This is a genomic window from Ruegeria sp. S263 (assembly GCF_056780525.1).
In genome coordinates this window covers 165550-187455 of sequence record NZ_JBQUVJ010000003.1, presented here as the reverse complement: position 1 = coordinate 187455, position 21906 = coordinate 165550, and the positions used below count along the sequence as shown (strand labels likewise).

Below are 21906 nucleotides of genomic sequence, written 5' to 3'. Positions count from 1 at the left end.
TAGGATCAAAAAAAGTGCTGTGCTTTAGCATTGCGGGTGATTGCCTCAGCCCACGAGCGTTCGCAAATACCGCTCTAGTGTGTCGCCGGACTGTTCTGCTCGGCACTCGGCCTGCATTTCTCGGCACCTCCGCGCCATGTCTCGGTCTTCCAGCACGGCATGGATGTCTGCTTCAATCTTGTCGATGGGGTCTTTGGGCGTTCCTGCGCGCCCAATGCGGTGAAATACGACCCGCGCGGCGCTGCCTTTCTGGTCGTTGACATGAGGATATAACAAAAGCGGGGTCGCGGTCTCAACGGCCTCGACCAAACTGCCGGTGCCTCCATGCATAATGGCCATGTCAGCGTGTTCCAAAACACGGTGTTGCGGGACCCATGGAACAACGTCGACATTGTCCGGTGCAGGCAATTCAGAGGCGTGGTCCCAGTCTTTGCCAGCGGTGAACAGGAAGTGCCATTTTGGATGACGCTCGGCTACGGTCAAAAGTTTGGAGACCAAATCGCCTTTTGTTTTCATCATGGTGCCAAACCCGACGAAAATCCGCCTGCGTCGCAAAGCGGGATCGCAAAACCGGGCAACTGTATTTGCATCGTAATATTTCTGTGGCCGGTTTTCCATGATCATCGGGCCAAGGTACGACATGTAATCGTAGGGTTTGGTCGGCAGGTCCAATGCTTGGGGCAAAAACAATGCTGTCTGGATTTTGTAGGTCCACGGCATCTGCCAACACACGCGCCGCCTAAGTTTGGAGATCGGCACATTGTGCAGTCGGGCCAGTTCCTGAACGGCCGTTGGATAGTCCGTACTTTTGCTGGAAATCCGGTTCCTGAGAATTTTGAGGTTTTTCCATGCAAGAAACTGTGCCCACAGCAAACAGATGCCAAGCTTGCTACCGCGAAGCCCTTGTCCTGGTATGCCGCGCCTGTTCAGCGGGGGGGCTTGTGGACTGGGGGGTGACAAAAACATGTTGCTGAATTGGACGACCGGAACACCCAACGTCATCGCAACGACGATATGCGCATGTAATTCGCAATCGACGAATATCGCATCGGCAGAGATACGGGCCAAGTCCCGCTGCAGTTCATCAACTTCAAACGCAGCTACGGCCGATTTCAGGCGCTCTTGCCTGGTCATTGACTGCGCGGTTTCGGAGGGAACCAACGGCGTGAACGCATCAAATTTAGGGCCCGGAATTATGAAATGTTCCAAGCCCGCATGTGCAAGAATCGACGCTGAGGATACCGGAGCAAGAAAAGTGATCTTGAACCCGGTGTCCCTGGCCTGTTGTGCAAATTCCACGGCGCTGCTTAGGGGGCTGTTCAAGCCGCTGGATATAATGGCTAGCCGCTTGGACATGTTTTGCCTTCTGTCATTAGATAGGCGCGCGCCTGTGAATTTACTTGGAGGTATTCTAGCGCTGTTTTCAGTCAAGATTTGATCTGGGTATTGCGCTGTCAGTTTCGAATCTCTGTTATATTCGATAAATAAGATGTATCGTGTCATTCGAAAAGCGGTCAAGCAGATAGGCTGGAACAGGATTATGGACGTTTCGTGGATCGACAGGTTCAAAGGGCTGAGCCAATTGCCAGCCGACATTCGCGCGCGACTGGAGGAGGGAAGCCAAATTGTCAGCGTTCCGGCAGGTACGCAGGTGTTCTCACCGGGACAAACTGCTGACAATCTTCTGCTGTTGTTAGAAGGTACGATACGGGTTCAGCAAAAATCCGAAACAGGGCGCGAGGTCTTTTTGTATCGCGTCCACGCGGGCGAAAGCTGTGTTTTGACAACCGCATGCATGCTTGCCTTTGAAGACTATTCTGCAGATGGCATCGCCGAGACTGATGTCAGCGCGGTCGCAATACCGAGACAAACTTTTGACGAGCTGGTGGCAAAGTCCGATGTGTTCCGCAATTTCGTCTTTGCGGCTTATTCCCGCCGGATAACAGACCTGTTCACGCTGATTGATGACATCGTGTTTCAACGGATGGATGTCCGTCTGGCCGCCCGTCTTTTGGAACTTGCTGACCATAGCGATGTCGTTCGCGCCACCCATGCGGTGTTGGGGACTGAACTGGGAACGGCGCGTGAGGTCATCTCGCGACTGTTGTCAGAGTTTCACCGCCGTGGATGGATCGAACAGTCCCGAGGCGAGGTTCATCTGGTGAACAGGGCCGGATTTGAACAGTTGGCGCGCAGTTCGGCAATGTAAGGCTGATAACGCCGAACATAAAAAGTGAATAGTTTGGTGACCAAGTCACCGAGGCTTGGGTCCGGGCTATGCAAGTGTCGCTCCATTGAGTCTCGATGGAGTGAGAAATGATCACCAATATGGGAAAGCTTGATCGCGGCCTGCGCATTGCTGTTGCCGTTATCCTTTTGTTTGTGGCCTTTGGCACCGGCATGGCTGGGTCTGGCCTACTGTTTTGGCTGGCAGTGATCGTCGCTGCGGTGTTCGCGGTAACCGCCCTTGTCGGGAACTGCCCGATCTACAACATTGTTGGCCTCAAAACCTGCAAGGACTGCGGATGATGGAGACCGCGTTCACGCCAGTTGCCTCTCTGACCGGAGGCATTCTGATCGGCGTCGCGTCGACCCTGCTGATGCTTGTCATGGGCCGGGTTATGGGGGCGACAGGTATTTTGACCGGGCTGGTCCAGCCTTCCAATCGTCAGGACTTTGCGTGGCGACTGGTACTTGTCGCCGGGATGATCACGGGGCCCACCCTGTTTTGGATGTTTTCGGGCCAGATGCCTGCCGTTGATGTTCCCGTATCGACCCCCGCGCTACTGGTAGGTGGGGTGATCGTCGGGCTTGGAGTCACCTATGGCGCGGGTTGCACATCCGGCCATGGTGTCTGCGGTATGGCGCGACTTAGCCCGCGATCAATCGTGGCGACGTTGACGTTTATGGCTTTCACCTTCGTCACGGTTTTTGTCGTGCGCCACGTGATTGGAGGCTGATCCATGAAACTCATCGCCACATATTTCATCGGTCTCGTCTTTGGTCTTGGAATATCAATTTCGGGCATGGCCAACCCTGCAAAGGTGATCAACTTTTTTGATGTCGCGGGACGCTGGGACCCATCGTTGATCTTTGTGATGGGAGGCGCGCTGGTCACAACCTTCATTGGCTATCGACTGGTCTTTGGGCGCAAGACACCGATCTTCACGGGCGGGTTCAGCCTGCCAACAAAACGCGAAATTGACGTGCCGCTTGTGGGTGGTTCGGCAGTATTCGGCATTGGATGGGGCTTATCCGGTTTTTGCCCGGGCGGCGCCTTGCCCGCGCTGGGGACGGGGCAATGGCAGGTCTTTGCTTTTGTCGCTGCCTTGGTTGTCGGCATCCTGTTGGCGAAATCCATTCAATCCACCACCGCGCGCCGGGCACAGACCACGGCCTGACACGACAAAGGAGGAGTAAACACAATGACTCATTACCCGATCAACTTGAACACCAAGCCCGATGTTCAGGCCTTTTTTGACGTGGCGACAAACACCATCAGCTACATCGTCAAGGACCCGTCTTCAGCGGCCTGCGCCATCGTGGACAGCGTTATGGACATCGACTATGCCGCAGGCCGGATCACCTATGACCACGCCGACGCTTTGATCCACCAGATACAGTCGCAGGGGTTGCGATTGGAGTGGATCATCGAAACGCATGTTCACGCGGATCACCTGTCAGCTGCGCCATATATCCAAGGCAAGCTGGGTGGAAAGATCGGCATCGGCTCAAAGATCATGGTGGTACAGGACACGTTTGGAAAAGTGTTCAACGAAGGCACAGAGTTCCAACGCGATGGCTCGCAGTTCGATGCCCTGTTCGAAGAAGGCGATACTTACATGATCGGCAACATGCAGGCCTTCGCGATGTATACACCGGGCCATACCCCGGCTTGCATGGTTCATGTCATGGGGGATGCGGCCTTTGTTGGGGATACGCTGTTTATGCCTGATGGGGGGTCGGCGCGCGCGGATTTTCCGGGCGGGGACGCCGGGGTTCTGTACGACTCGATCCAAAAAGTGCTGTCCCTGCCGGACGAAACACGCCTTTTCATGTGCCACGATTATGGGCCGAACGGGCGCGACATTGCGTGGGAAACCACCGTGGGCGAAGAAAAGACCCTGAACATCCATGTTGGCGGGGGGAAAACGAAGGAGGAGTTCGTCAAATTCCGCACCGAGCGTGACGCGGTTCTGGATATGCCCAAGCTCATCATCCCGTCGTTGCAGGTCAACATGCGAGCGGGCGAAGTGCCTCGGGATCCCGACGGCAACCCCATGCTCAAAGTGCCCGTGAACACTCTGTGACGGAAAAAGGGAGGAGACAGATGGATATCAGATACATCACGGATCAGCTCTCGGTCAGCCCGCAGATCACGGTCGAGGATGTCGCGACGATTGCTGCCAAGGGTTTTCGCAGCATCCTGTGTAACAGGCCCGATGGAGAAGCCGCTGACCAGCCAGTGTTCGAGGAAATCGAAGCCGCGGCACAGAAACTGGGGATCGAGGCGCGTTATGTCCCGATCACCAGCGGTATGGTTCGGGATCTGGACGTGGCCGAATTTGGCCGGGTCTATCAGGACGCGCCAAAGCCGGTATTGGCCTATTGTCGAACCGGGACAAGGTCGGCTACGCTGTGGTCTTTTCATGAATCCAACCTCCGACCAATGGCAGAAATCCTCGCGGCAACTGGGGCGGTGGGTTATGACATGAACGGTGTAGCGCGCCGCATCGCCAACGGCGGCAAAACGCCAACGGACAAGGGTGACGCGTTCTTTGATGTTGTCATAGTGGGCGGCGGTGCCGGTGGTATCGCTGTCGCGGCAAGTTTGAAGTCACGAGATTCCGATCTGGATATTGCCGTGATCGACCCCGCTGATATTCACTATTATCAACCCGGTTGGACCATGGTCGGTGGTGGAATTTTTAGACTCTCAGAGCACGGCGCGAACCATGGGCAGCCTCATTCCGAAAGGTGTGCACTGGTTGAAGTCAGCCGTGGCAGCCTTTGAACCCGACAATGATGCCGTGATCCTGGACGGTTGCCGCGTGGTCAAATACGGCCGGTTGGTTGTTTGCCCGGGCCTCAAGCTTGACTGGGGCAAAGTGGAGGGTTTGGAAGAAACGCTAGGCCGCAATGGTGTCACTTCAAACTACCGTTATGATCTTGCGCCTTATACGTGGAAACTGGTGCAGCAGATGCAGAAGGGCAGGGCGTTGTTTACCCAGCCGCCAGTGCCAATCAAATGCGCGGGTGCGCCGCAAAAGGCGATGTACTTGTCGGGTGACGCGTGGTTCCGCCGGGGTGTGCTGAAAGATATCGACATCCAGTTCATGAACGCAGGTGGCGTAATATTTGGCGTGAAGGATTATGTGCCCGCGCTTGAACGATATATTGAGAAATACGATGCCTCGTTGAACTTCTTTCATAATCTGATCGCTTTGGACGGGCCGGGAAAAATGGCCCGCTTTGAAATAGCTCGGCCCGGTGAAGACGTGGAAACCATTGAGGTCGGATTTGACATGATCCACGTCTGCCCACCTCAGACAGCGCCCGATTTCATCCGGGTGTCGCCATTGGCCGACGCGGCTGGTTGGGTTGACGTGGATCAGGCCACCCTGCGTCACGAAACATACGACAACATCTGGTCGCTGGGCGATGTGATGAACGCGCCAAATGCCAATACAGCGGCTGCAGCGCGCAAGCAGGCTCCGGTTGTTGCAGACAATATCGTGGCAGATATCGCCGGTCGTTCGGCAGTAGCGCAGTACGATGGTTATGGGTCGTGTCCGTTGACGGTTGAGCGGGGTAAAATTGTGCTGGCTGAATTTGGATATGGCGGCGCACTCAAGCCCAGTTTTCCCCCGTTCCTGATTGATGGAACTCAACCGTCACGCGCGGCTTGGTTGCTGAAGGAAAGGCTGCTGCCCCCGATCTACTGGAAGGCGATGCTGCGGGGGAAAGAATGGCTGGCGAAGCCCGAAAAGATCAAGGTAACCGGAAACTGATGCCTAGCAAAATTACCTCGGGCCGCGGCATTGGGCGCTACTTTCCGGTATTGGACTGGGGTCGAACATATTCGCGTTCGGCCCTGTCAAACGACCTTTTCGCGGCGGTGATCGTGACGATCATGCTGATCCCGCAATCGCTAGCCTATGCGATGCTGGCCGGTCTGCCGCCCGAGGCGGGACTTTATGCTTCGATCGCTCCGATTATGCTCTATGCGGTTTTCGGAACCAGCCGTTCGCTGGCGGTTGGGCCTGTGGCTGTTGTGTCCCTTTTGACGGCCTCAGTTATCGGGCAGGTCGCGGAGCAGGGCACCGCCGGATACGCTGCCGCCGCCCTGACATTGGCTATGCTGTCCGGAGGGTTTCTGGTGCTCATGGGTGTGCTGCGGCTGGGGTTGCTGGCCAATTTCCTGAGCCACCCGGTGATTGCCGGGTTCATCACGGCCTCGGGCATTTTGATTGCGACCAGCCAGCTAAAGCACATTCTTGGCATTGAGGCACATGGCCATACACTGCCCGAGATGCTCGGCTCAATCCTGTCGCACCTGAGCCAGACAAACTGGGTAACGGTGGCGATTGGGACGAGCGCAACCCTGTTCCTTTTTTGGGTGCGCAGCTTCCTGAGACCGACATTGACCAAATTGCGAACGCCGCCGCTGTTGGCTGATATCCTGACGAAAGCGGGTCCGGTTTTTGCGGTCGTCGCGACAACGGTCAGTGTTTGGGCATTTGATCTGGCAGATCAAGGGGTGCTTATTGTCGGTGCGGTCCCGCAGAGCTTGCCGCCTTTTACGGTGCCCAGCCTGTCCTTCGATCTGATCGAAGCGCTGCTTCTTCCGGCAATCCTGATCTCGATAATCGGTTTTGTCGAAAGCGTTTCTGTTGCGCAAACACTGGCTGCGAAAAGAAGACAAAGGATTGACCCGGATCAGGAGCTGATCGGGCTGGGCGCCGCCAATCTGGGTGCTGCATTTACCGGGGGGTTTCCGGTGACGGGTGGTTTTGCTCGTTCGGTTGTTAATTTTGATGCCGGTGCTGAGACACCCGCCGCCGGTGCGTTTACAGCAATCGGTTTGGCGGTTGCAGCGTTGGCGTTGACACCGTTGATCTACTTTCTGCCGACGGCGACGCTGGCGGCCACGATCATTGTTGCAGTCCTCGGGCTGGTGGACCTGTCGATCCTGAAAAAGACGTGGTCCTATTCGTGCGCGGACTTTGTGGCTGTGGCGGCCACTATTTTGTTGACCCTTCTTCTTGGGGTCGAGGTTGGCGTGGCGTCGGGGGTCGTGCTTTCTGTTCTGTTGCACCTTTACAAGACTTCCCAACCCCATGTGGCCGAAGTGGGCCTGGTTCCTGGCACCCAGCATTTTAGAAATATCAAGCGTCATGCGGTTCTGACCGACCCCAGGGTCGTCAACCTGCGGGTTGATGAAAGCCTGTATTTCGTGAACGCGAGGTTTCTGGAGGACTACATTCAAAGCAGAGTACCCGACGGGTGTACAGTACGACATGTTATACTGATGTGCTCGGCTGTAAACGAGGTTGACTATTCAGCGTTGGAAAGTCTGGAATCCATCAACCTCCGCCTTGCCGATATGGATGTTGGCCTGCATTTGTCAGAGGTCAAAGGGCCTGTGATGGACCGGCTGAGGCGATCCCGTTTTCTTGAGGGTCTGAATGGGCAGGTTTTCCTGTCGCAATTCGACGCCTGGGATCACCTTGCCCGTTCCCCGCAGCCGAATGCGGCGGCTTGAACAACGTAGCACTGTCGGGAACGTAACAGCGCAGTGCCGGGGTTGAGGGTTCGGGCAAACAAGCTATGGTCCGAACCCGAAAACGCCTAAGGGCAGGAACAGCGACAAGGCAGGAAGGGCCACCAGAAGGGCCAACCTTACGATATCGGCAGCCCAGAATGGCGTCACACCTCGGAAGATTGTTGCGGTTGATACGTCTTGTACCACGGACCTCAGGACAAACACGTTCAGGCCGATGGGTGGTGTGATAAGCGAGATTTCCGTCACCACCACGACGATGATCCCGAACCAGATCAGGGCGGTTTCTCCGGTGACATCGCCTTCGAAAAACCCCAAGGATGCGATCAAAGGAGCGAAGACCGGCACGGTCAGTGTGATCATGGACAAGCTTTCAAACACGGCGCCCAGAACGATGTAGATCAAAATTATGATCAGCAGAATTGTGAATGGCTCCAGCCCGGCCCCCTGAACCAGCGCCAGCAGGTCATCCGGTAATCTTGCGCGTGTAATCAAACGGTTGAAGATATCCGCGCCGATCAGAAGGACGAACAATCCAACAGATGTTTTTACCGTCTGAACCAGTGCTTCGATCAACCCCTTGAACGTGAACCGGCCGATTAGGACCGAAATGACGATCGCGCCAAATGCACCGACGCCCGCCGCCTCGTCTGCGGTGAAGACGCGGCCGTATAGTCCGCCAATGATCAGCGTGAACAGCGCAAGGATCGGAAGGACGCGCAGCAAAGCCTGCCGTGTTTCGGTCCACGAGCTTTTTTCTCCGGCGGGACCGTACTCGGGCTTGCGCCAGACGACGAAGGCGACGGCGCCCAGATACAGTAGTATGCCCAGAAGGCCCGGCAAAATGCCTGCCAAAAACAGTTTCCCGATGGATTGACCGGTCAAAAACCCGTAGATGATCAGGATGATGCTGGGTGGGATAAGTATGCCCAATGTACCGCCCGCGGCGACGGACGCGGTGGACAGACTATCGTGATAGCCAAACTTTCGCATCGGTGGCAGGGCCACCTTGGACATGGTTGCGGCTGTGGCCAGCGACGAGCCTGATACAGCAGAAAAGCCACCGCAGGCCAAAATCGTCGACATCGCCAAACCGCCCGGTAACCGCCCGACCAACGTGTAGGCGGCGCGGTATAATTCCAGCGCCATGCCGCTTTGTGCGACGATCATTCCCATGAAGATAAACAACGGTATCACCGACAGCGCGTCGTTCTGCGTTACGTCCAGTATCGAATCTGCTGCCGGGCCCAACCCTGCGGACCAGCGCCCGTCCCTCAGATAAACGAACCCGACAGCCCCGATAAATCCCATTGCGATGCCGATCGGAACGCGCAGCAACACAAGGAAGATGACCAGCGCAAAAGCAATCAGTGAGACTTCCATCTTGGTCAGAGTCCTTCAGGATCGGTCGGCTGTATGATTTTGAGAATGGCACTGACCGCCAACAACACACCGGTCAAGCTCACGACGAGTGCGATGAAATAAATGAGCGGGTATTTTGGGATGAACAGCAACTCGCTGGTTACGCCGCGCTCAAGCGCCTTGTCCGCGCGCGCGAACAGCCACACTGCCATTGTCAGCAAGCAAAGCGATGTAAGCGCGTCGATACAACGGTTTCGCCAAAATGCAGCGCGTCGTGTGAAGAGGTGGTCAAGCAGGTCGACGTCAATCTGTTCACGTCGAAGGGTGACCACGGGAAACGCGAAGAAGATAGACAATGCCAGTAGGATTTGCGCCAGATCCTGACGCCCGAAAATCGGTGCGTTGAAGACATAGCGACCAATAACCTCGACAACTGTCAGGCCCATAACGAGCATAAGGCAAAGGCCGCTGCCCAATAGACATAAGCGGGCAAACCAGTGGCTTGCCCGTTTTAGATTCGATTGTGCGCTCATTTCGCGCTGTATTCGGACATGGTGTCCCGGATCAGTTGCATCGCGGCTTCTGAGTCGACGCCTTTGCCTGAGACTTCCTCAAGCACTGATGCCTGTATCTGCGGCACTAGTGTCTCAAATGGGGCGGCTGCATCACCTTCAAGGTCAATGATCTGCCCTGAAGCAGCCTGCGCATCCAGACCCCTTTGGTTGCCGACGTCCCAGGCCTTGCCCGCGAAGGCCGAGAAATCCTCGCCCAATGCCGCGCGGATAGCTGCGGCATCCTCTTCGCCGACAAACTCAAGGAACTCTTCACTCATGATGATCGAGAAGGAGCCGCGATAGAATCCACCCGGTACGCGATAGGTGTAGGGTAGAACTTCGGTCAGGCGTAGAATGGCAATCGTGTCACCCGGAAAGAATGTTCCGTCTGCAACACCGTTTGAAACCGTTTCATATACCTTAGGCGCGGCAACCTGAACGCCCGCCATATTCAGACCTTTGAGGACATCCCCCATGACGCCACCGCCCGAACGGATCTTGAGGCCCGCGACATCGTCAAGCGAGCTGACTTCCTTGGACAGGTGCAACATACCCGGGGCATGGACCATCATGGCAACCGGAACAACGCCGTCATGTTCATTTGCCGCGGCCAGATATTGCTCGTGCGCACGCCAATGGGCCGCGGACGCAGCGGCAGAGTCACCTTCAAGACCCGGAATTTCGATCAGTTTGGTGGTGACAAAGCGGCCGGGGTTATACCCGTGGAAAATCCAGGCCGCATCCGCGCCACCGTCTTCGATCAGGTCGGCCTGCGCCGGGGGTGAGGCCAGATTATACTCGATGGCACCGGTTACACGACCATCGGTTGCTTCTTCGATGCGTGAAATGAACTCTGGCCAGATGATCTCGTTCACGATGTGACTGGGTGGCAACCACGAGGAAACCACCATTGTTTTTTCTGCCCAGGCAGCAGTTCCTGCCAGCAATGCGGAAATCCCCAGCCCAAAGGCAGCAAGCGTCTGTTTCATGTTATCCTCCCATAACAAAAGCTGCGTGCAGCTTTGGACTACAGTTTCATAAACCAACCGGTCGGTCAACTATACTGGCGCGCGGATTTTCCGAAAAATAATCGCCGTCGTGTCAATTGGCGAATGCAGCGGGATCCAGTCTGGGCAGATCAGCCATCACCTGGGTCACGCGATGATGGCACCGTGCAAGTGGTCCTTGCGGGATCATCGAAATATGAGCCCAACTGGAATTGCGCAAAGCTATTTTGCGCCAGTAATGCAGCAGCAGCAGCCGGACTGCAGCCAAGGAAAGGGGTGGCAGATCGCTGATGCCTGGACGCTCGGCAATTTCACAAAGCTTTTGCGCCAGAACCAAAGTTTGAGAGGGAACAATCCGATCTGAAAACCAGTCTGGTATATGGTCCGTATCTGCCTGCAGTCCAAGCGCCGCACCGTCGCTTAGAACAGCTTCGACAGGCACCAGCAGCAATGATCTTTCAATGCGAATTGCCGGGCCTGGGGCGGCATAATCACTTTTGGTCAAAAGCAACTGCCATCCTTGCGGGTATTTTACGTCCTGCCTGTAAACATCTTCGTAGGCGGCGCGTGTCTCGGCCAGACCAACATCCGAAAGGCTATAGGTCACTTCGCGCCCTGATTTTGTCGACACAATCCAACCGTCTTTCCTGAGCCGGTGCAGCGCGACCCGTATGGCCTCGGTTCTTACGCCGACATGTCCCATCAGCAGGCCTAGCTCCTTGCCCGTGATGTGGTGGTCGCTGAGGTCGCCAAACAGCGTGACAATCAACGACCATGTCTTGATCGGCTCAAGGTTGCACAGGTCATCAATCAGGGAGTCGGCGGCAGTCAAAATCGGGTCTTTCCAAAGCGCTTAAATGGAAGTTGACCCCTTAGTTATCACGCCATCGCGCCATGTGGCTATGAGAAAACCCTAAGGTTCATCGCGATGATAGGCGTTCATGGTCAGCAACTCGTATTCGGTCGCAAGATCACCGTCGCGGTTAAGAAGGGTGACTTTCCACCGGACCTCACCATAGTCCTGATTTCGCGGCGACTTTTGCATCACGGTCAGACGAACGCGAATGCTGTCTCCCGCCTGAATTGGCTTGAGGAACCGCAAGTTATCCAGCCCTGTATTGGCCAAAACTGGTCCCTCGTCCGGTTGAACGAACAGACCGGCGGCGAAGCTCAGCAGCAGATAACCGTGCGCAACACGGCCCGGAAAGAATGGGTTCCGCTTGGCCGCTGCATCATCCATGTGGGCATAAAACGTGTCGCCGGTGAAATGGGCAAAGTTCTCGATGTCGTCCAGCGTAATTTCACGTTCCGCGGTGTGCAGGGTTTCCCCGATTTCAAGCGCGTCGAATGTGCGGGTGAACGGATGGTCGTGACTGGTTATTTCGTTTGCACCCGGCACCCATTTACGCCCAATGGCCGTCAGGATGTCGGGGCTGCCCTGAATGGCGGTGCGTTGCATGTAGTGCATCACGCCGCGAATACCGCCCATCTCTTCGCCGCCGCCCGCGCGACCGGGCCCGCCATGCACCATATGCGGCAGGGGTGACCCATGGCCTGTGCTTTCTTTCATCGAGGTCCGGTTGTTGAAATAAAGTCGCCCGTGGAACGGCCCAGCACCCAAGGCGACAGTTCTGGCGACATCGAGATCGTTCGTGATAACCGATGCCACGAGGCTTCCTCCACCGCGATTGGCTGTCTGGACCGCGTGTTCCAGATCGCGATAGGGCATGACGGTTGAAACGGGGCCGAACGCCTCGACCGAATGCAGCAGGTTGGCTGTGTCCGGCGACGCGCAATGAAACAGCATCGGCGGGACAAATGCACCTTTGTCTCGATCCGCTCCATGCACCACGAAGCCATCGGGGTTTCCGAAAACGCGGTCCGCCTCTTGCCCGATTAGGGCGGCTTTTTCCAGAACATCCTGTCTTTGGGCCTGGGACACGAGGGCACCCATTTGTGTTTCTTCAGCCGCAGGGTCCCCAATGACGACCGATCCAAGCCGTCTGCTTAGGGCGTCAATAACTGCCACGACCTGAGAAGCCGGAGCCATGATGCGGCGAATGGCGGTGCATTTCTGGCCTGCCTTGGTGGTCATTTCGCGGGTGGCTTCTTTGATGAACAGATCAAATTCGGGCGTGCCTGCCACGGCATCCGGGCCGAGGATCGACGCGTTGAGGCTGTCTTGTTCGGCAATGAACCGCGTTGCATTTCCTTGAAAACATGATGCGCCGCGAAGCGTTTTTGCGGTTGCAGCCGAACCGGTGAAGCTGACGGCGTCTTGCCCGCCCAAATGATCCAACAGGTCTCCGAGCCCGCCGGAAATCAACTGAATGGCGCCTTCTGGCAGCAGGCCGCTAGCCAGCATGATCCTCACGCAGCGTTCGGCAACATAGCAGGTCGCCGTCGCCGGTTTTATGATTGCGGGAACCCCAGCCAAAAGCGTTGGGGCCAGCTTTTCCAGCATACCCCAAACAGGAAAATTGAAGGCATTGATGTGAACGGCCGCTCCGGTCAGCGAGGTACAGATATGCTGCCCCAGAAAGGTGCCGTGCCGGGACAGCCGTTCGACCTCACCATCCAAATAGATGGTGTCGTCCGGCATTTCACGGCGACCTTTGCTGGCATAGACCATCAATGTGCCGATACCGCCGTCAATGTCGATCAGGTGATCTTTCTGCGTCGCGCCCGTCGCGAATGAAATGTCATAAAGGGCTTGTTTGTGCTGTCCCAAGTGCGCCGCCAACGCCTTGAGCATGCGCGCACGATCATGGAACGTCATCCCGCGCAGGGCAGGCCCGCCCTTTGAGCGCGCGAAGTCCAACATGGCCCCAATGTCCAGCGCAGTGTTCCCGGCCCTTCCAATCAACTCACCGGTTACGGCCGAGTGGATTTCGCGGGCTGAACTGTCGCATCCGATCCACTGTCCGGCGATGTAGCTTTCAACATTTTGTACAGTCATGAGGCGGTCCTTGCGTCTGGGTTCGGTGTGACTCAACTCATTAATTGACCTACCGGTCGGTTTATGAAATGTTTAAGTACAGGGCGGAGGAAGATCAAGGAGAATGTGGTGTCCATGACGGTGGGAAGCACGGGCCGGGTAAAGGGCAAATTGGTCGTTTGTTTGTTAAATTCCAAAGGCCGCAAGCATGACGCCTAAAGAGCGCGCAGAACGTGCGGCGCAAGCCATGTGGCGCGAGGACAACGCTAGCCCTTGGGTTGGCATGCGCATTGACGACGTGGATGAGGGCAGGGCGACACTGTCCATGATGATCGAGAAACACCATATCAACGGACATGGTATCTGCCATGGCGGTGTGATCTTCATGCTGGCCGATAGCGCCTTTGCGTTTGCTTGCAACAGCAGAAATCAGTCCACCGTCGCGCAACACAACACTATCTCATACATTGCGCCGGGCCGATTGGGTGACCGGCTTTTCGCCGAGGCGCGCGAAGTCAGCTTGACCGGGCGAAACGGCATTTATGACGTCACCGTCACCAACCAGAAAAACACAGTGATCGCAGAATTTCGAGGCTGCTCCCGCGCCATTCCGGGCCAGCTTTTCGAGGAATAGGGGAGGAGGAGCATGAAAGACCTGACGCCAGCCCGAGACAGGCTCGACCCGATCGAAATAGCATCCACAGACGAAATTCGCGCCTTGCAACTGCAACGGCTGCAATGGTCGTTAAAGCACGCATATGAAAACGTCCCCTTTTATCGGCAAAGGTTTGATGCCGCAGGGGTGCACCCGGATGATTTGAAATCGCTGGCGGACCTGTCGAAGTTCCCATTCACCTACAAGGATGACCTGCGGGCTAACTACCCCTTTGGCCTTTTTGCTGTCCCGCGTGAACAGATCGTGCGTGTGCACGCATCATCAGGGACAACGGGCAAACCGACAGTTGTCGGGTATACGCGCGGGGATATCGACAACTGGGCAAAGCTGGTCGCACGGTCGATGAGGGCCAGCGGAACCAAGCCCGGTGACATCGTCCATATTGCTTATGGCTATGGCCTGTTCACCGGCGGGCTTGGCGCTCATTACGGGGCTGAGGAATTGAATTGCACGGTCGTACCTGTTTCGGGCGGAATGACAGAACGGCAGGTGATGCTGATACAGGATTTTAAACCCAGTACGATCATGGTGACCCCGTCCTATATGCTCAACATCCTTGAACAGTTTCATGCCGCCGGAATAGACCCGCGGGACAGTTCGCTGGAAGTTGGTATTTTTGGTGCCGAACCCTGGACCAACGCGATGCGAGCCGAGGTCGAGGCCGCGTTTGACATGCATGCGGTTGATATCTATGGCCTGTCGGAAATCATGGGTCCCGGTGTGGCCAATGAATGCGTCGAGACCAAGGACGGCCTACACATCTGGGAGGATCATTTCTACCCCGAGGTCATCGACCCCGAGACCGGCGAGGTCTTGCCAGACGGTGAGATCGGAGAGTTGGTCTTTACAACGCTAACCAAAGAAGGGCTGCCGATGGTACGATACCGCACGCGCGACCTGACACGTCTGTTGCCCGGAACGGCGCGGTCGATGCGGCGGATGGAGAAGATTACCGGACGTTCTGATGACATGATCATCATGCGCGGCGTGAATGTCTTTCCGACCCAAATCGAAGAACTAGTTCTGGCGACCCCCGAACTCGCGCCGTATTTCCAGATTGAACTGACTCGCTCGGGCCGGATGGACGCGATGACCGTACATGTCGAAGCCGCGCCTGATGCGGCAGCTGATGCAGCACGGGATGCCGCGGCCGGGGCCTTGTCTAAGAAGATCAAAGATACGATAGGGATCGGAACCACAGTAAGTGTCGGTGTGCCCGGCACTGTCGAACGCAGTCAGGGCAAGGCCCGACGTGTTATCGACAACAGACCAAAGGAGTGAGCCCGTGGCGCGCACGATCGCAAAAGACCACGATAAAAAACGGCAGAGCATCCTTTCGGTTGCGGCCAGTGTTTTTGCCCGCGAAGGGATTGCACGTGCCTCGATGAACCAGGTGGCGAAAAGCGCGGGCATATCGAAAGCCAACATCTATCACTACTATGACAGTAAAGAGGCGTTGCTGTTCGATATACTGGATTCCTATCTTTCCGAGTTGAACGACCGGGTCTCTTCGGTCGAATTGGAAGGCAAACCGCCCGAAGAACAGTTGCATCTGGTCTTGCGAGAATACCTTCTGGCTTATGAAGGGATGGATTTTGAACACAACATTCAGAGCGAAGGGGTCTCACTGCTGCCCGACGCCATGCAGACGGTGCTGAAAGCCTATCAAAAGGATATGGTCACTCAGATGAGTGGTATTCTGGATGCGGTGAGCGGCGGCAAGTTGAGTTCGCAGCCCAGGTTGTTGCGCGAATTGACGATGTCGGTTTTTGGCATGTTGAATTGGTATTACATGTGGCACCCAAAGGCGACGCGATCAGATCGCGAAGGTTATGCAAGAACTATCACGCAATTTACTGTTGCAGGTCTGCCCGGGGTTCAGGCCGACAGTTAGTGGCCTGCCTCATCGTAATCCCACATCACTTTGTCTGAGACTGGGAAACACTGACAGGTCAGAACAAAACCAGCTTCCACTTCGTAATCTTCCAGTGCGTGGTTTGCCACCATTTCGACTTCGCCTTCTACAACCCGTGCTTTGCACGTGGAACACACTCCTGCTTTGCAGGCGTGAGGCGCGTCAAGGTTCTCAGCAAGCGCGGCTTCCAACAGGCTGGTATCCTTTGGAATGGTCAGGCTGCGGCTCACGCCGCCCAGTGTAACCCGCCCCTTGATGCCTGCATCGTCAATGGCTTTTGAGGTTGGGCGGGTTTTGGCTCGGCCCGGTTGGGAAGAGGCGAACAACTCGAACCGGATCTGATCCTTTGTCAAACCGTGATCCTTGAGCGATTGCGAAATCGCCAGCATCATAGGCTCCGGCCCGCAGATATACGCCATCGAGACAGAGCCTATGTCGATCCAATGCCGAAACAGAGCCGCGCATTTTTCACCGTCGACCCTCCCCCGGAACAGGTCAATCTCCTGACTGTCATCTTCAAGTATGTGAACGATGTTCAATCGGTGCAGGTACCGGTTTTTCAGGTCCTCTAGCTCTTCCCGGAACATGATCGTGTTTGGGGTTCGGTTCGCGTAGACAAGTGTAAACCGGGCAGAGGGGTCTTCGGACAGGGCGGTTTTCAGGATCGACAATACCGGTGTGATGCCCGATCCCCCCGCAAATCCCAGATAGTGCGGGGCATCGGTATCCACCGCCGCGTGAAAATTACCCATGGGCGGCATGGCGGTCATAACATCGCCCACTTGCAGTTCTGTGTTGGCCCAGTTGGAAAACGCGCCGCCATCAACGCTTTTGATCCCAACCTGCAAAACACCTTCATGTGGTGCCGCGCAGATAGAGTAGGAGCGCCGCAATTCCTCACCGTCAAAGTCTCGTTTGAACGTCAGGTATTGGCCCGGTGCAAAGGTAAATCTGTCCGGGCTTTCGGGTTTCAGGGTCACAATAACTGCGTCGCGGATCGTTTTTTGGATGTCCGTCACGGTCAGGGGGTGAAACGTCGCCATAACTCAAGACCTCAGATACATTTGAAATAGTCGAAGGGTTCCAGACAGTCCTGGCAGCGCCATTGCGCTTTGCAGGGGGTCGAACCGAATTGGCTGATCTTTTCAAGCCTGTCGGATTTGCAGTGCGGGCACCGCGTTGGACCGCCCGCGGGTTGCGGCGGAGCAATGCCGAACTCCTCTAACCGGGTGCGGGCTTTTTCCGATAGCCAGTCGGTCGTCCAGGGTGGCGCAATACGGGTTTGGATCTGCAGGTTTTCAATCCCGTTTGTGGCCAGAGCCGTTTCTATGTCCATTGATATCACCGCCATCGCAGGGCAGCCGGAATAAGTGGGTGTAACGGTCACCGTCACTGCGTCGCCGGACACGGAAACATCCCGGATCACCCCAAGATCGACCACCGAGATCACCGGGATTTCGGGGTCGGGGACGCCTTCGAGCCAGTCCCAAATCTGTGCTTCGGTCACAGGCATTGCGGCTACCAAGTCGCTCCGGGGTAAGAGCGTTGGAGGGTTTGCATAACCGCCAGCATGTGTCCCAGATGCTCGGTGTGCCGAAACCCGGTGCGCCCACCTGATTGGGCAAATGCTCCCTCGGGCAATGTCAGGCAAGCTTCAGTCAACACGCGTTCAACCGTTTCCAGCCAGACGGAGTGTAGATCCGAGGGCAACGGCGCGACCCCCGCTTCGGCCATGGCGTTATCGGTGGCATCGTCCTTGAAAACCTCTCCGCTATAAGGCCAAAGGAACGTCAGCGCGTCCGTCATGCGGCGGTTGCTTTCTTCTGTCCCATCCCCCAAAGCAATCACCGTGTGAGAGGATCGGTCGAGGTGATATAGCGCCTCTTTCAAGCACTTGGCTGCGATCTCGGCCACGCGCGTGTTTTTCGAGTCCTGTAAGCGTGTCAGCCACGGTACCTGAAAGGCATCAAACAGGAACTGGCGCATTTGCGTCCTCCCAAAGTCGCCATTCGGCACCTCCAGCATCAGAAGGTTTCGATAATCGTAAACTTCGCGCAGAAAGGCCAGATCATCGGCGGTTCGCCCGGCACCTTCGACCTCACCGGCATATCCCAGCCACAACTGGGTCTGGCCGATCAAATCCAGAGCCATGTTCGCCAGCGCGATATCTTCTTCTAATACCGGAGCGACCCCGCACCATTCCGAAGTACGATGACCCAGCACCAGGGCATTGTCCCCCTGCCTGAGAAGGAACTCGAACAGAGGGCTTTCAGCAGCAGAGACTGTCATCACATTTTCCCAACTTCTTCCGGGATGTCGTAGAATGTCGGGTGCCGATAGACCTTGTCACGGGCCGGATCGAATAACGGTCCTTTGTCCGAGGGGTTGGAGGCTGTGATCTTTTCGGCTTCGATAACCCAGATGCTGACGCCTTCGTTGCGGCGCGTGTAAACGTCGCGCGCGTTGCGAATTGCATGCTCGGCATCTGCGGCGTGCAACGATCCGACATGGCGGTGGCTCATGCCGTGCTGTCCGCGGATAAAGACCTCCCACAGGGGCCATTCGTTTTCATGTGTCATTGGGTTACTCCGCAGCTTGAGAGCGTTTCTGGGATTTGCGCGCATGGGCAAGCATTGCCTCGCGCACCCACGCGCCATCATCCCACGCCTTGCGACGTGTGTTCAGACGCTCGGCGTTGCAGGGGCCATTGCCGGATATCACTTCGAAGAATTCCGACCAGTCTGGTTCGCTGAACTCGTAATGGCCGGTCTCGTCTATCCAGCGCAGGTTTTCATCGGGGATCGTCAGGCCCAGAAAATCGGCCTGCGGAACGGTTTCATCGACGAATTTCTGGCGTAACTCGTCGTTGGTGTTGATCTTGATTTTCCAGGCCATCGATTGCGCGGAATGCACGCTGTCCTTGTCCGACGGACCGAACATCATCAACGCAGGATACCAGAACCGGTTCAACGCATCCTGTGCCATGCGTTTTTGATCAGCGGTGCCTTCTTTCGCCATTTTTATCATGATGTGATAGCCTTGACGCTGGTGAAAGCTCTCTTCCTTGCAGATGCGAACCATTGCGCGCGCATATGGCCCATAGGACGTACGCTGCAGCGGCACCTGATTCATGATTGCAGCCCCATCGACCAGCCAACCGACCGCACCCATATCCGCCCAAGTAAGGGTGGGGTAGTTGAAGATGGACGAATACTTCATCCGCTCGGAATGAAGCATTTCCACCAGCTCATCCCGGCTGACGCCAAGCGTTTCAGCCGCACAATACAGGTAAAGCCCGTGTCCCGCCTCATCCTGTACTTTGGCCAGCAGATTGGCCTTACGTTCAAGCGTGGGTGCGCGGGTGATCCAATTGCCCTCGGGCAGTTGGCCGACGATTTCGGAATGGGCGTGCTGACCGATCTGCCGGATCAGCGTCTTGCGATAGGCCTCGGGCATATAGTCCTTTGGCTCAATCTTTTCCCCCCGGTCGATACGATCCTGAAAGGCTTTGTCCTCGGGGCTCATGTCGTCCCGTGATTGAACACCCTTTCCGGTGGACTTGACCATCTGTGCATACATGCTTGCGTCCTCCTCAAACGCAAAAACCCGCATATGCGGAGGCCGCGTCTGATCCTGTTTTTGGATCAGAATTGGGTCTTGTTGACTTTATTATGTTACGGAAATACTAAAGTTACAATGTTTTTGTAACATTAAATTCTCCGCGGGTTTGCTTGAGATATTTCCACGCCTAATCAATAAAGTATCCGACCAGAACAGGAGGTGACCGGCATGCACAGTTCAACGGTGAATATCATTGGTGCCGGGCGGGTGGGTCAAACGATTGCTCGGCTTCTGCAGGGCAAAGACGGCTATATTCTTCAGGATGTTTTGAATGCGCGTATGCAATCTGCGCAGGATTTTGTTGAGCTGATCGGTCAGGGCAGGGCCGTTGATAATTTTGCTGAGTTGCGTCCGGCGGATGTTTGGATGCTGACCGTACCGGATACTCAGATTCATCGCGTTGCCGAGCAGATTGCCGAGGCTTATTCAGCCAGCCCGACGCCTTCGGTGGCCTTGCATTGTAGCGGATTCTTTCCTGCCGATCAGATGGCACCACTGCGATCCTTGAACTGGCGGCTGGCCAGTGTTCACCCGGTTCTGTCTTTTGCCGATCCTCTGACCGCCGCGCGTCAGTTCAATGGGGTGCTTTGCGGTGTTGAAGGTGATCCAGAAGCGACGGAAGTGGCCACAACTATGTTCGAAGCGCTTGGTGCCAAGTGCTTTCCAATTAAGTCAGAAGGCAAAAGCCTGTACCACGCAGCGGCGGTCATTTCGAACAACTTCACGGTCGTTTTGCAAGCTATTGCACGTGAAGCATGGGACGCAGCCGGTGTTCCGGATGACGTCGCCCAACAGTTGAACGAAACGCTGCTTCGTGGGACGTGCGATAATGTTTGCGCGCAAGGACCCAAGGCCGCTTTGACAGGTCCGGCGGCAAGGGGCGATAATTTTGTGGTTGAAACACAAGGCCGGGATGTCGGTGACTGGCATCCTGTGGCTGGGCGCATTTACAGCGATCTGAGCGCGTTGGCAAAGTCCCTGAGCGAAGGTGGAAAAACACGCTCAGCAGGGGACTGATTTTATGTGATCAGCAGGGAAAAGCGCTCGACGACCCAGATCAATGCAACAACCGAAATCGAGGCGGCAATGAAAGCCCGCGCCCCGATCCAAACGGATGTCGGCATTCGCCTGAGGATAACGACCAACGGCCATGTCACCAGAACGATCATCAACTGTCCGATCTCGACGCCGACATTAAAGGCCAGAAGGCTTTGCCAGACATTGTCCGCGTCAACCTTCAGAATTTCGCGCAGCATGAACGAGAACCCAAACCCGTGCAAAAGCCCGACACCAGCCGTTACGCCAGCCGCAACAAGGTAAGAGTGTTTGCCCCCCGATCTTTGAAACACGGCGTCGGCGGCCGCGAGTATGATGGTCATGGCGATTGCCGTTTCAACGGCCGGAATGAACCAAGGCGCTGAAGGTGCCAGACCGAAAAACCCCATGATCAAAGTCACGCTGTGGCCCAGCGTGAAACCTGTCACCCGCGCAAGCAGGGCCTTTAAGTTCAGCGATCCGATCACCATGCACAGGACAAACAGAACATGATCAATGCCCTCAATTATGTGCCGGACGCCTTCAACGACAAAAGTCGCAGCGGCAGAGGATGCAGTTCCAGTGATTTCGATAGGTTCGGCCAGCAACCCCTTGGCGCGGTAGGTTTGCGTTTCGCCGTTGTGATAATTCAGAATAAGGTTGGCAGTTTCGTCCTGGCCCGCCAGACCGGGGTTGGACAACATCGACAGCGCATAGGCGGCATCTGACGCATCACCGAACGTCAGCCATATATCAACGACGGTATCACCCACGTAAACTTGCTGATCGCTGCCTATGTTGATGGCAGTCGCTGCCAAGGCTTCTGTTGCCTCGGCTTTAGTCGCAAAGCCCGGCTCTTGACCGATGGGATAGACTTTCAGATTGACGATATGACCTTGGAGCCTGCCATCGGCCTGCTCGATTACAAGCTCGTTGAGGACAATATCCGCAAGGGCAAATGGCGCGCGCCTGAGCGCCTCAACATCGACCAAGTGCATGACAACACCGTCTTGCA

General features: G+C 56.0%; 22 protein-coding genes and 1 pseudogene. 11 read left to right on the top strand and 12 right to left on the bottom strand.

Annotation, left to right across the window (positions count from 1 at the left end; genetic code table 11):
• Positions 1 to 45: 45 nt before the first annotated feature.
• Positions 46 to 1356: a glycosyltransferase gene (locus tag ACT2B1_RS19525; protein WP_481669201.1), complete on the bottom strand. Its 1311-nt coding sequence runs from the start codon at positions 1354 to 1356 to the stop codon at positions 46 to 48.
• Between the two features lie 184 nt (positions 1357 to 1540).
• Here ACT2B1_RS19525 and ACT2B1_RS19520 point away from each other — a divergent pair, with 184 nt between their 5' ends.
• The 7 genes and pseudogenes from ACT2B1_RS19520 (at position 1541) to ACT2B1_RS19490 (ending at position 7765) form a co-directional block, all read left to right on the top strand.
• On the top strand, positions 1541 to 2209 hold the full coding sequence (locus ACT2B1_RS19520) for a Crp/Fnr family transcriptional regulator (protein ID WP_481669200.1): 669 nt from the start codon (positions 1541 to 1543) through the stop codon (positions 2207 to 2209).
• Between the two features lie 107 nt (positions 2210 to 2316).
• Complete coding sequence (locus ACT2B1_RS19515; RefSeq protein ID WP_481669199.1) at positions 2317 to 2529, top strand: YgaP family membrane protein; 213 nt, start codon at positions 2317 to 2319, stop codon at positions 2527 to 2529.
• On the top strand, positions 2526 to 2960 hold the full coding sequence (locus ACT2B1_RS19510; RefSeq protein WP_254449136.1) for a YeeE/YedE family protein: 435 nt from the start codon (positions 2526 to 2528) through the stop codon (positions 2958 to 2960). Before ACT2B1_RS19515 ends, ACT2B1_RS19510 begins: the two co-directional genes overlap by 4 nt.
• Positions 2961 to 2963: 3 nt before the next feature.
• Positions 2964 to 3401 (top strand): DUF6691 family protein, encoded by a 438-nt coding sequence (locus ACT2B1_RS19505; protein ID WP_171125028.1) that lies wholly within the window; start codon positions 2964 to 2966, stop codon positions 3399 to 3401.
• Between the two features lie 24 nt (positions 3402 to 3425).
• A complete protein-coding gene (locus tag ACT2B1_RS19500; protein ID WP_171125026.1) occupies positions 3426 to 4310 on the top strand; it encodes an MBL fold metallo-hydrolase in 885 nt (294 codons plus the stop codon).
• A gap of 20 nt (positions 4311 to 4330) precedes the next feature.
• Positions 4331 to 6011 (top strand): annotated as a pseudogene (locus ACT2B1_RS19495) (bifunctional protein tyrosine phosphatase family protein/NAD(P)/FAD-dependent oxidoreductase).
• Positions 6011 to 7765 carry a SulP family inorganic anion transporter gene (locus tag ACT2B1_RS19490; RefSeq protein WP_481669198.1) on the top strand — a complete coding sequence of 585 codons (1755 nt, stop codon included), beginning with the start codon at positions 6011 to 6013 and terminating at the stop codon, positions 7763 to 7765. The pseudogene ACT2B1_RS19495 and the gene ACT2B1_RS19490 overlap by 1 nt, the downstream one beginning before the upstream one ends.
• Before the next feature lie 63 nt (positions 7766 to 7828).
• Here ACT2B1_RS19490 and ACT2B1_RS19485 read toward each other — a convergent pair whose 3' ends face one another.
• The 5 genes from ACT2B1_RS19485 to paaZ all read right to left on the bottom strand — a co-directional run bounded on the left by ACT2B1_RS19485 (position 7829) and on the right by paaZ (position 13665).
• Positions 7829 to 9166, bottom strand: coding sequence for a TRAP transporter large permease (locus tag ACT2B1_RS19485; protein WP_481669197.1), 1338 nt, complete (start codon positions 9164 to 9166; stop codon positions 7829 to 7831).
• Positions 9167 to 9171: 5 nt separating this feature from the next.
• Entirely contained in the window at positions 9172 to 9678 is a 507-nt protein-coding gene (locus ACT2B1_RS19480; RefSeq protein WP_171125018.1) for a TRAP transporter small permease, read from the bottom strand.
• Positions 9675 to 10688 carry a TRAP transporter substrate-binding protein gene (locus ACT2B1_RS19475; protein ID WP_481669196.1) on the bottom strand — a complete coding sequence of 338 codons (1014 nt, stop codon included), beginning with the start codon at positions 10686 to 10688 and terminating at the stop codon, positions 9675 to 9677. The genes ACT2B1_RS19480 and ACT2B1_RS19475 overlap by 4 nt, the downstream gene beginning before the upstream one ends.
• A 112-nt stretch (positions 10689 to 10800) precedes the next feature.
• Complete coding sequence (locus tag ACT2B1_RS19470) at positions 10801 to 11538, bottom strand: hypothetical protein (protein ID WP_171239319.1); 738 nt, start codon at positions 11536 to 11538, stop codon at positions 10801 to 10803.
• 81 nt (positions 11539 to 11619) lie between these two features.
• Entirely contained in the window at positions 11620 to 13665 is a 2046-nt protein-coding gene (gene paaZ / locus ACT2B1_RS19465) for a phenylacetic acid degradation bifunctional protein PaaZ (RefSeq protein WP_481669195.1), read from the bottom strand.
• Between the two features lie 187 nt (positions 13666 to 13852).
• Here paaZ and paaI point away from each other — a divergent pair, with 187 nt between their 5' ends.
• From paaI to ACT2B1_RS19450, 3 genes are read left to right on the top strand one after another with little or no spacing between them, the layout of a single operon-like run.
• The gene (paaI, locus tag ACT2B1_RS19460; protein WP_171125010.1) at positions 13853 to 14278 is read left to right on the top strand and encodes a hydroxyphenylacetyl-CoA thioesterase PaaI; all 426 of its coding nucleotides are present in this window, start codon (positions 13853 to 13855) and stop codon (positions 14276 to 14278) included.
• 12 nt (positions 14279 to 14290) lie between these two features.
• Positions 14291 to 15601 (top strand): phenylacetate--CoA ligase PaaK, encoded by a 1311-nt coding sequence (paaK, locus tag ACT2B1_RS19455; protein ID WP_171125008.1) that lies wholly within the window; start codon positions 14291 to 14293, stop codon positions 15599 to 15601.
• A gap of 4 nt (positions 15602 to 15605) precedes the next feature.
• Positions 15606 to 16214, top strand: a complete 609-nt coding sequence (locus ACT2B1_RS19450) for a TetR/AcrR family transcriptional regulator (protein WP_481669194.1) — start codon at positions 15606 to 15608, stop codon at positions 16212 to 16214.
• Here ACT2B1_RS19450 and ACT2B1_RS19445 read toward each other — a convergent pair.
• Genes ACT2B1_RS19445 through paaA form a run of 5 tightly spaced genes read right to left on the bottom strand, consistent with a single transcriptional unit; the run spans position 16211 to position 19814 of the window.
• The gene (locus ACT2B1_RS19445; protein ID WP_171125004.1) at positions 16211 to 17278 is read right to left on the bottom strand and encodes a ferredoxin--NADP reductase; all 1068 of its coding nucleotides are present in this window, start codon (positions 17276 to 17278) and stop codon (positions 16211 to 16213) included. The two genes, ACT2B1_RS19450 and ACT2B1_RS19445, sit on opposite strands and share 4 nt — an antisense overlap.
• Positions 17279 to 17289: 11 nt before the next feature.
• Positions 17290 to 17748 (bottom strand): 1,2-phenylacetyl-CoA epoxidase subunit PaaD, encoded by a 459-nt coding sequence (paaD, locus tag ACT2B1_RS19440; RefSeq protein ID WP_171125002.1) that lies wholly within the window; start codon positions 17746 to 17748, stop codon positions 17290 to 17292.
• A 5-nt stretch (positions 17749 to 17753) separates the two neighbouring features.
• A complete protein-coding gene (paaC, locus tag ACT2B1_RS19435) occupies positions 17754 to 18524 on the bottom strand; it encodes a 1,2-phenylacetyl-CoA epoxidase subunit PaaC (RefSeq protein WP_171134986.1) in 771 nt (256 codons plus the stop codon).
• On the bottom strand, positions 18524 to 18814 hold the full coding sequence (paaB, locus tag ACT2B1_RS19430; protein ID WP_171124998.1) for a 1,2-phenylacetyl-CoA epoxidase subunit PaaB: 291 nt from the start codon (positions 18812 to 18814) through the stop codon (positions 18524 to 18526). The genes paaC and paaB overlap by 1 nt, the downstream gene beginning before the upstream one ends.
• A gap of 4 nt (positions 18815 to 18818) precedes the next feature.
• Positions 18819 to 19814 carry a 1,2-phenylacetyl-CoA epoxidase subunit PaaA gene (gene paaA, locus ACT2B1_RS19425; RefSeq protein WP_171124996.1) on the bottom strand — a complete coding sequence of 332 codons (996 nt, stop codon included), beginning with the start codon at positions 19812 to 19814 and terminating at the stop codon, positions 18819 to 18821.
• A 210-nt stretch (positions 19815 to 20024) separates the two neighbouring features.
• Here paaA and ACT2B1_RS19420 point away from each other — a divergent pair, with 210 nt between their 5' ends.
• Entirely contained in the window at positions 20025 to 20873 is an 849-nt protein-coding gene (locus tag ACT2B1_RS19420; protein ID WP_171124994.1) for a Rossmann-like and DUF2520 domain-containing protein, read from the top strand.
• A 2-nt stretch (positions 20874 to 20875) separates the two neighbouring features.
• Here ACT2B1_RS19420 and ACT2B1_RS19415 read toward each other — a convergent pair whose 3' ends face one another.
• Positions 20876 to 21889: a HupE/UreJ family protein gene (locus ACT2B1_RS19415; RefSeq protein ID WP_481669193.1), complete on the bottom strand. Its 1014-nt coding sequence runs from the start codon at positions 21887 to 21889 to the stop codon at positions 20876 to 20878.
• Positions 21890 to 21906 lie beyond the last annotated feature (17 nt).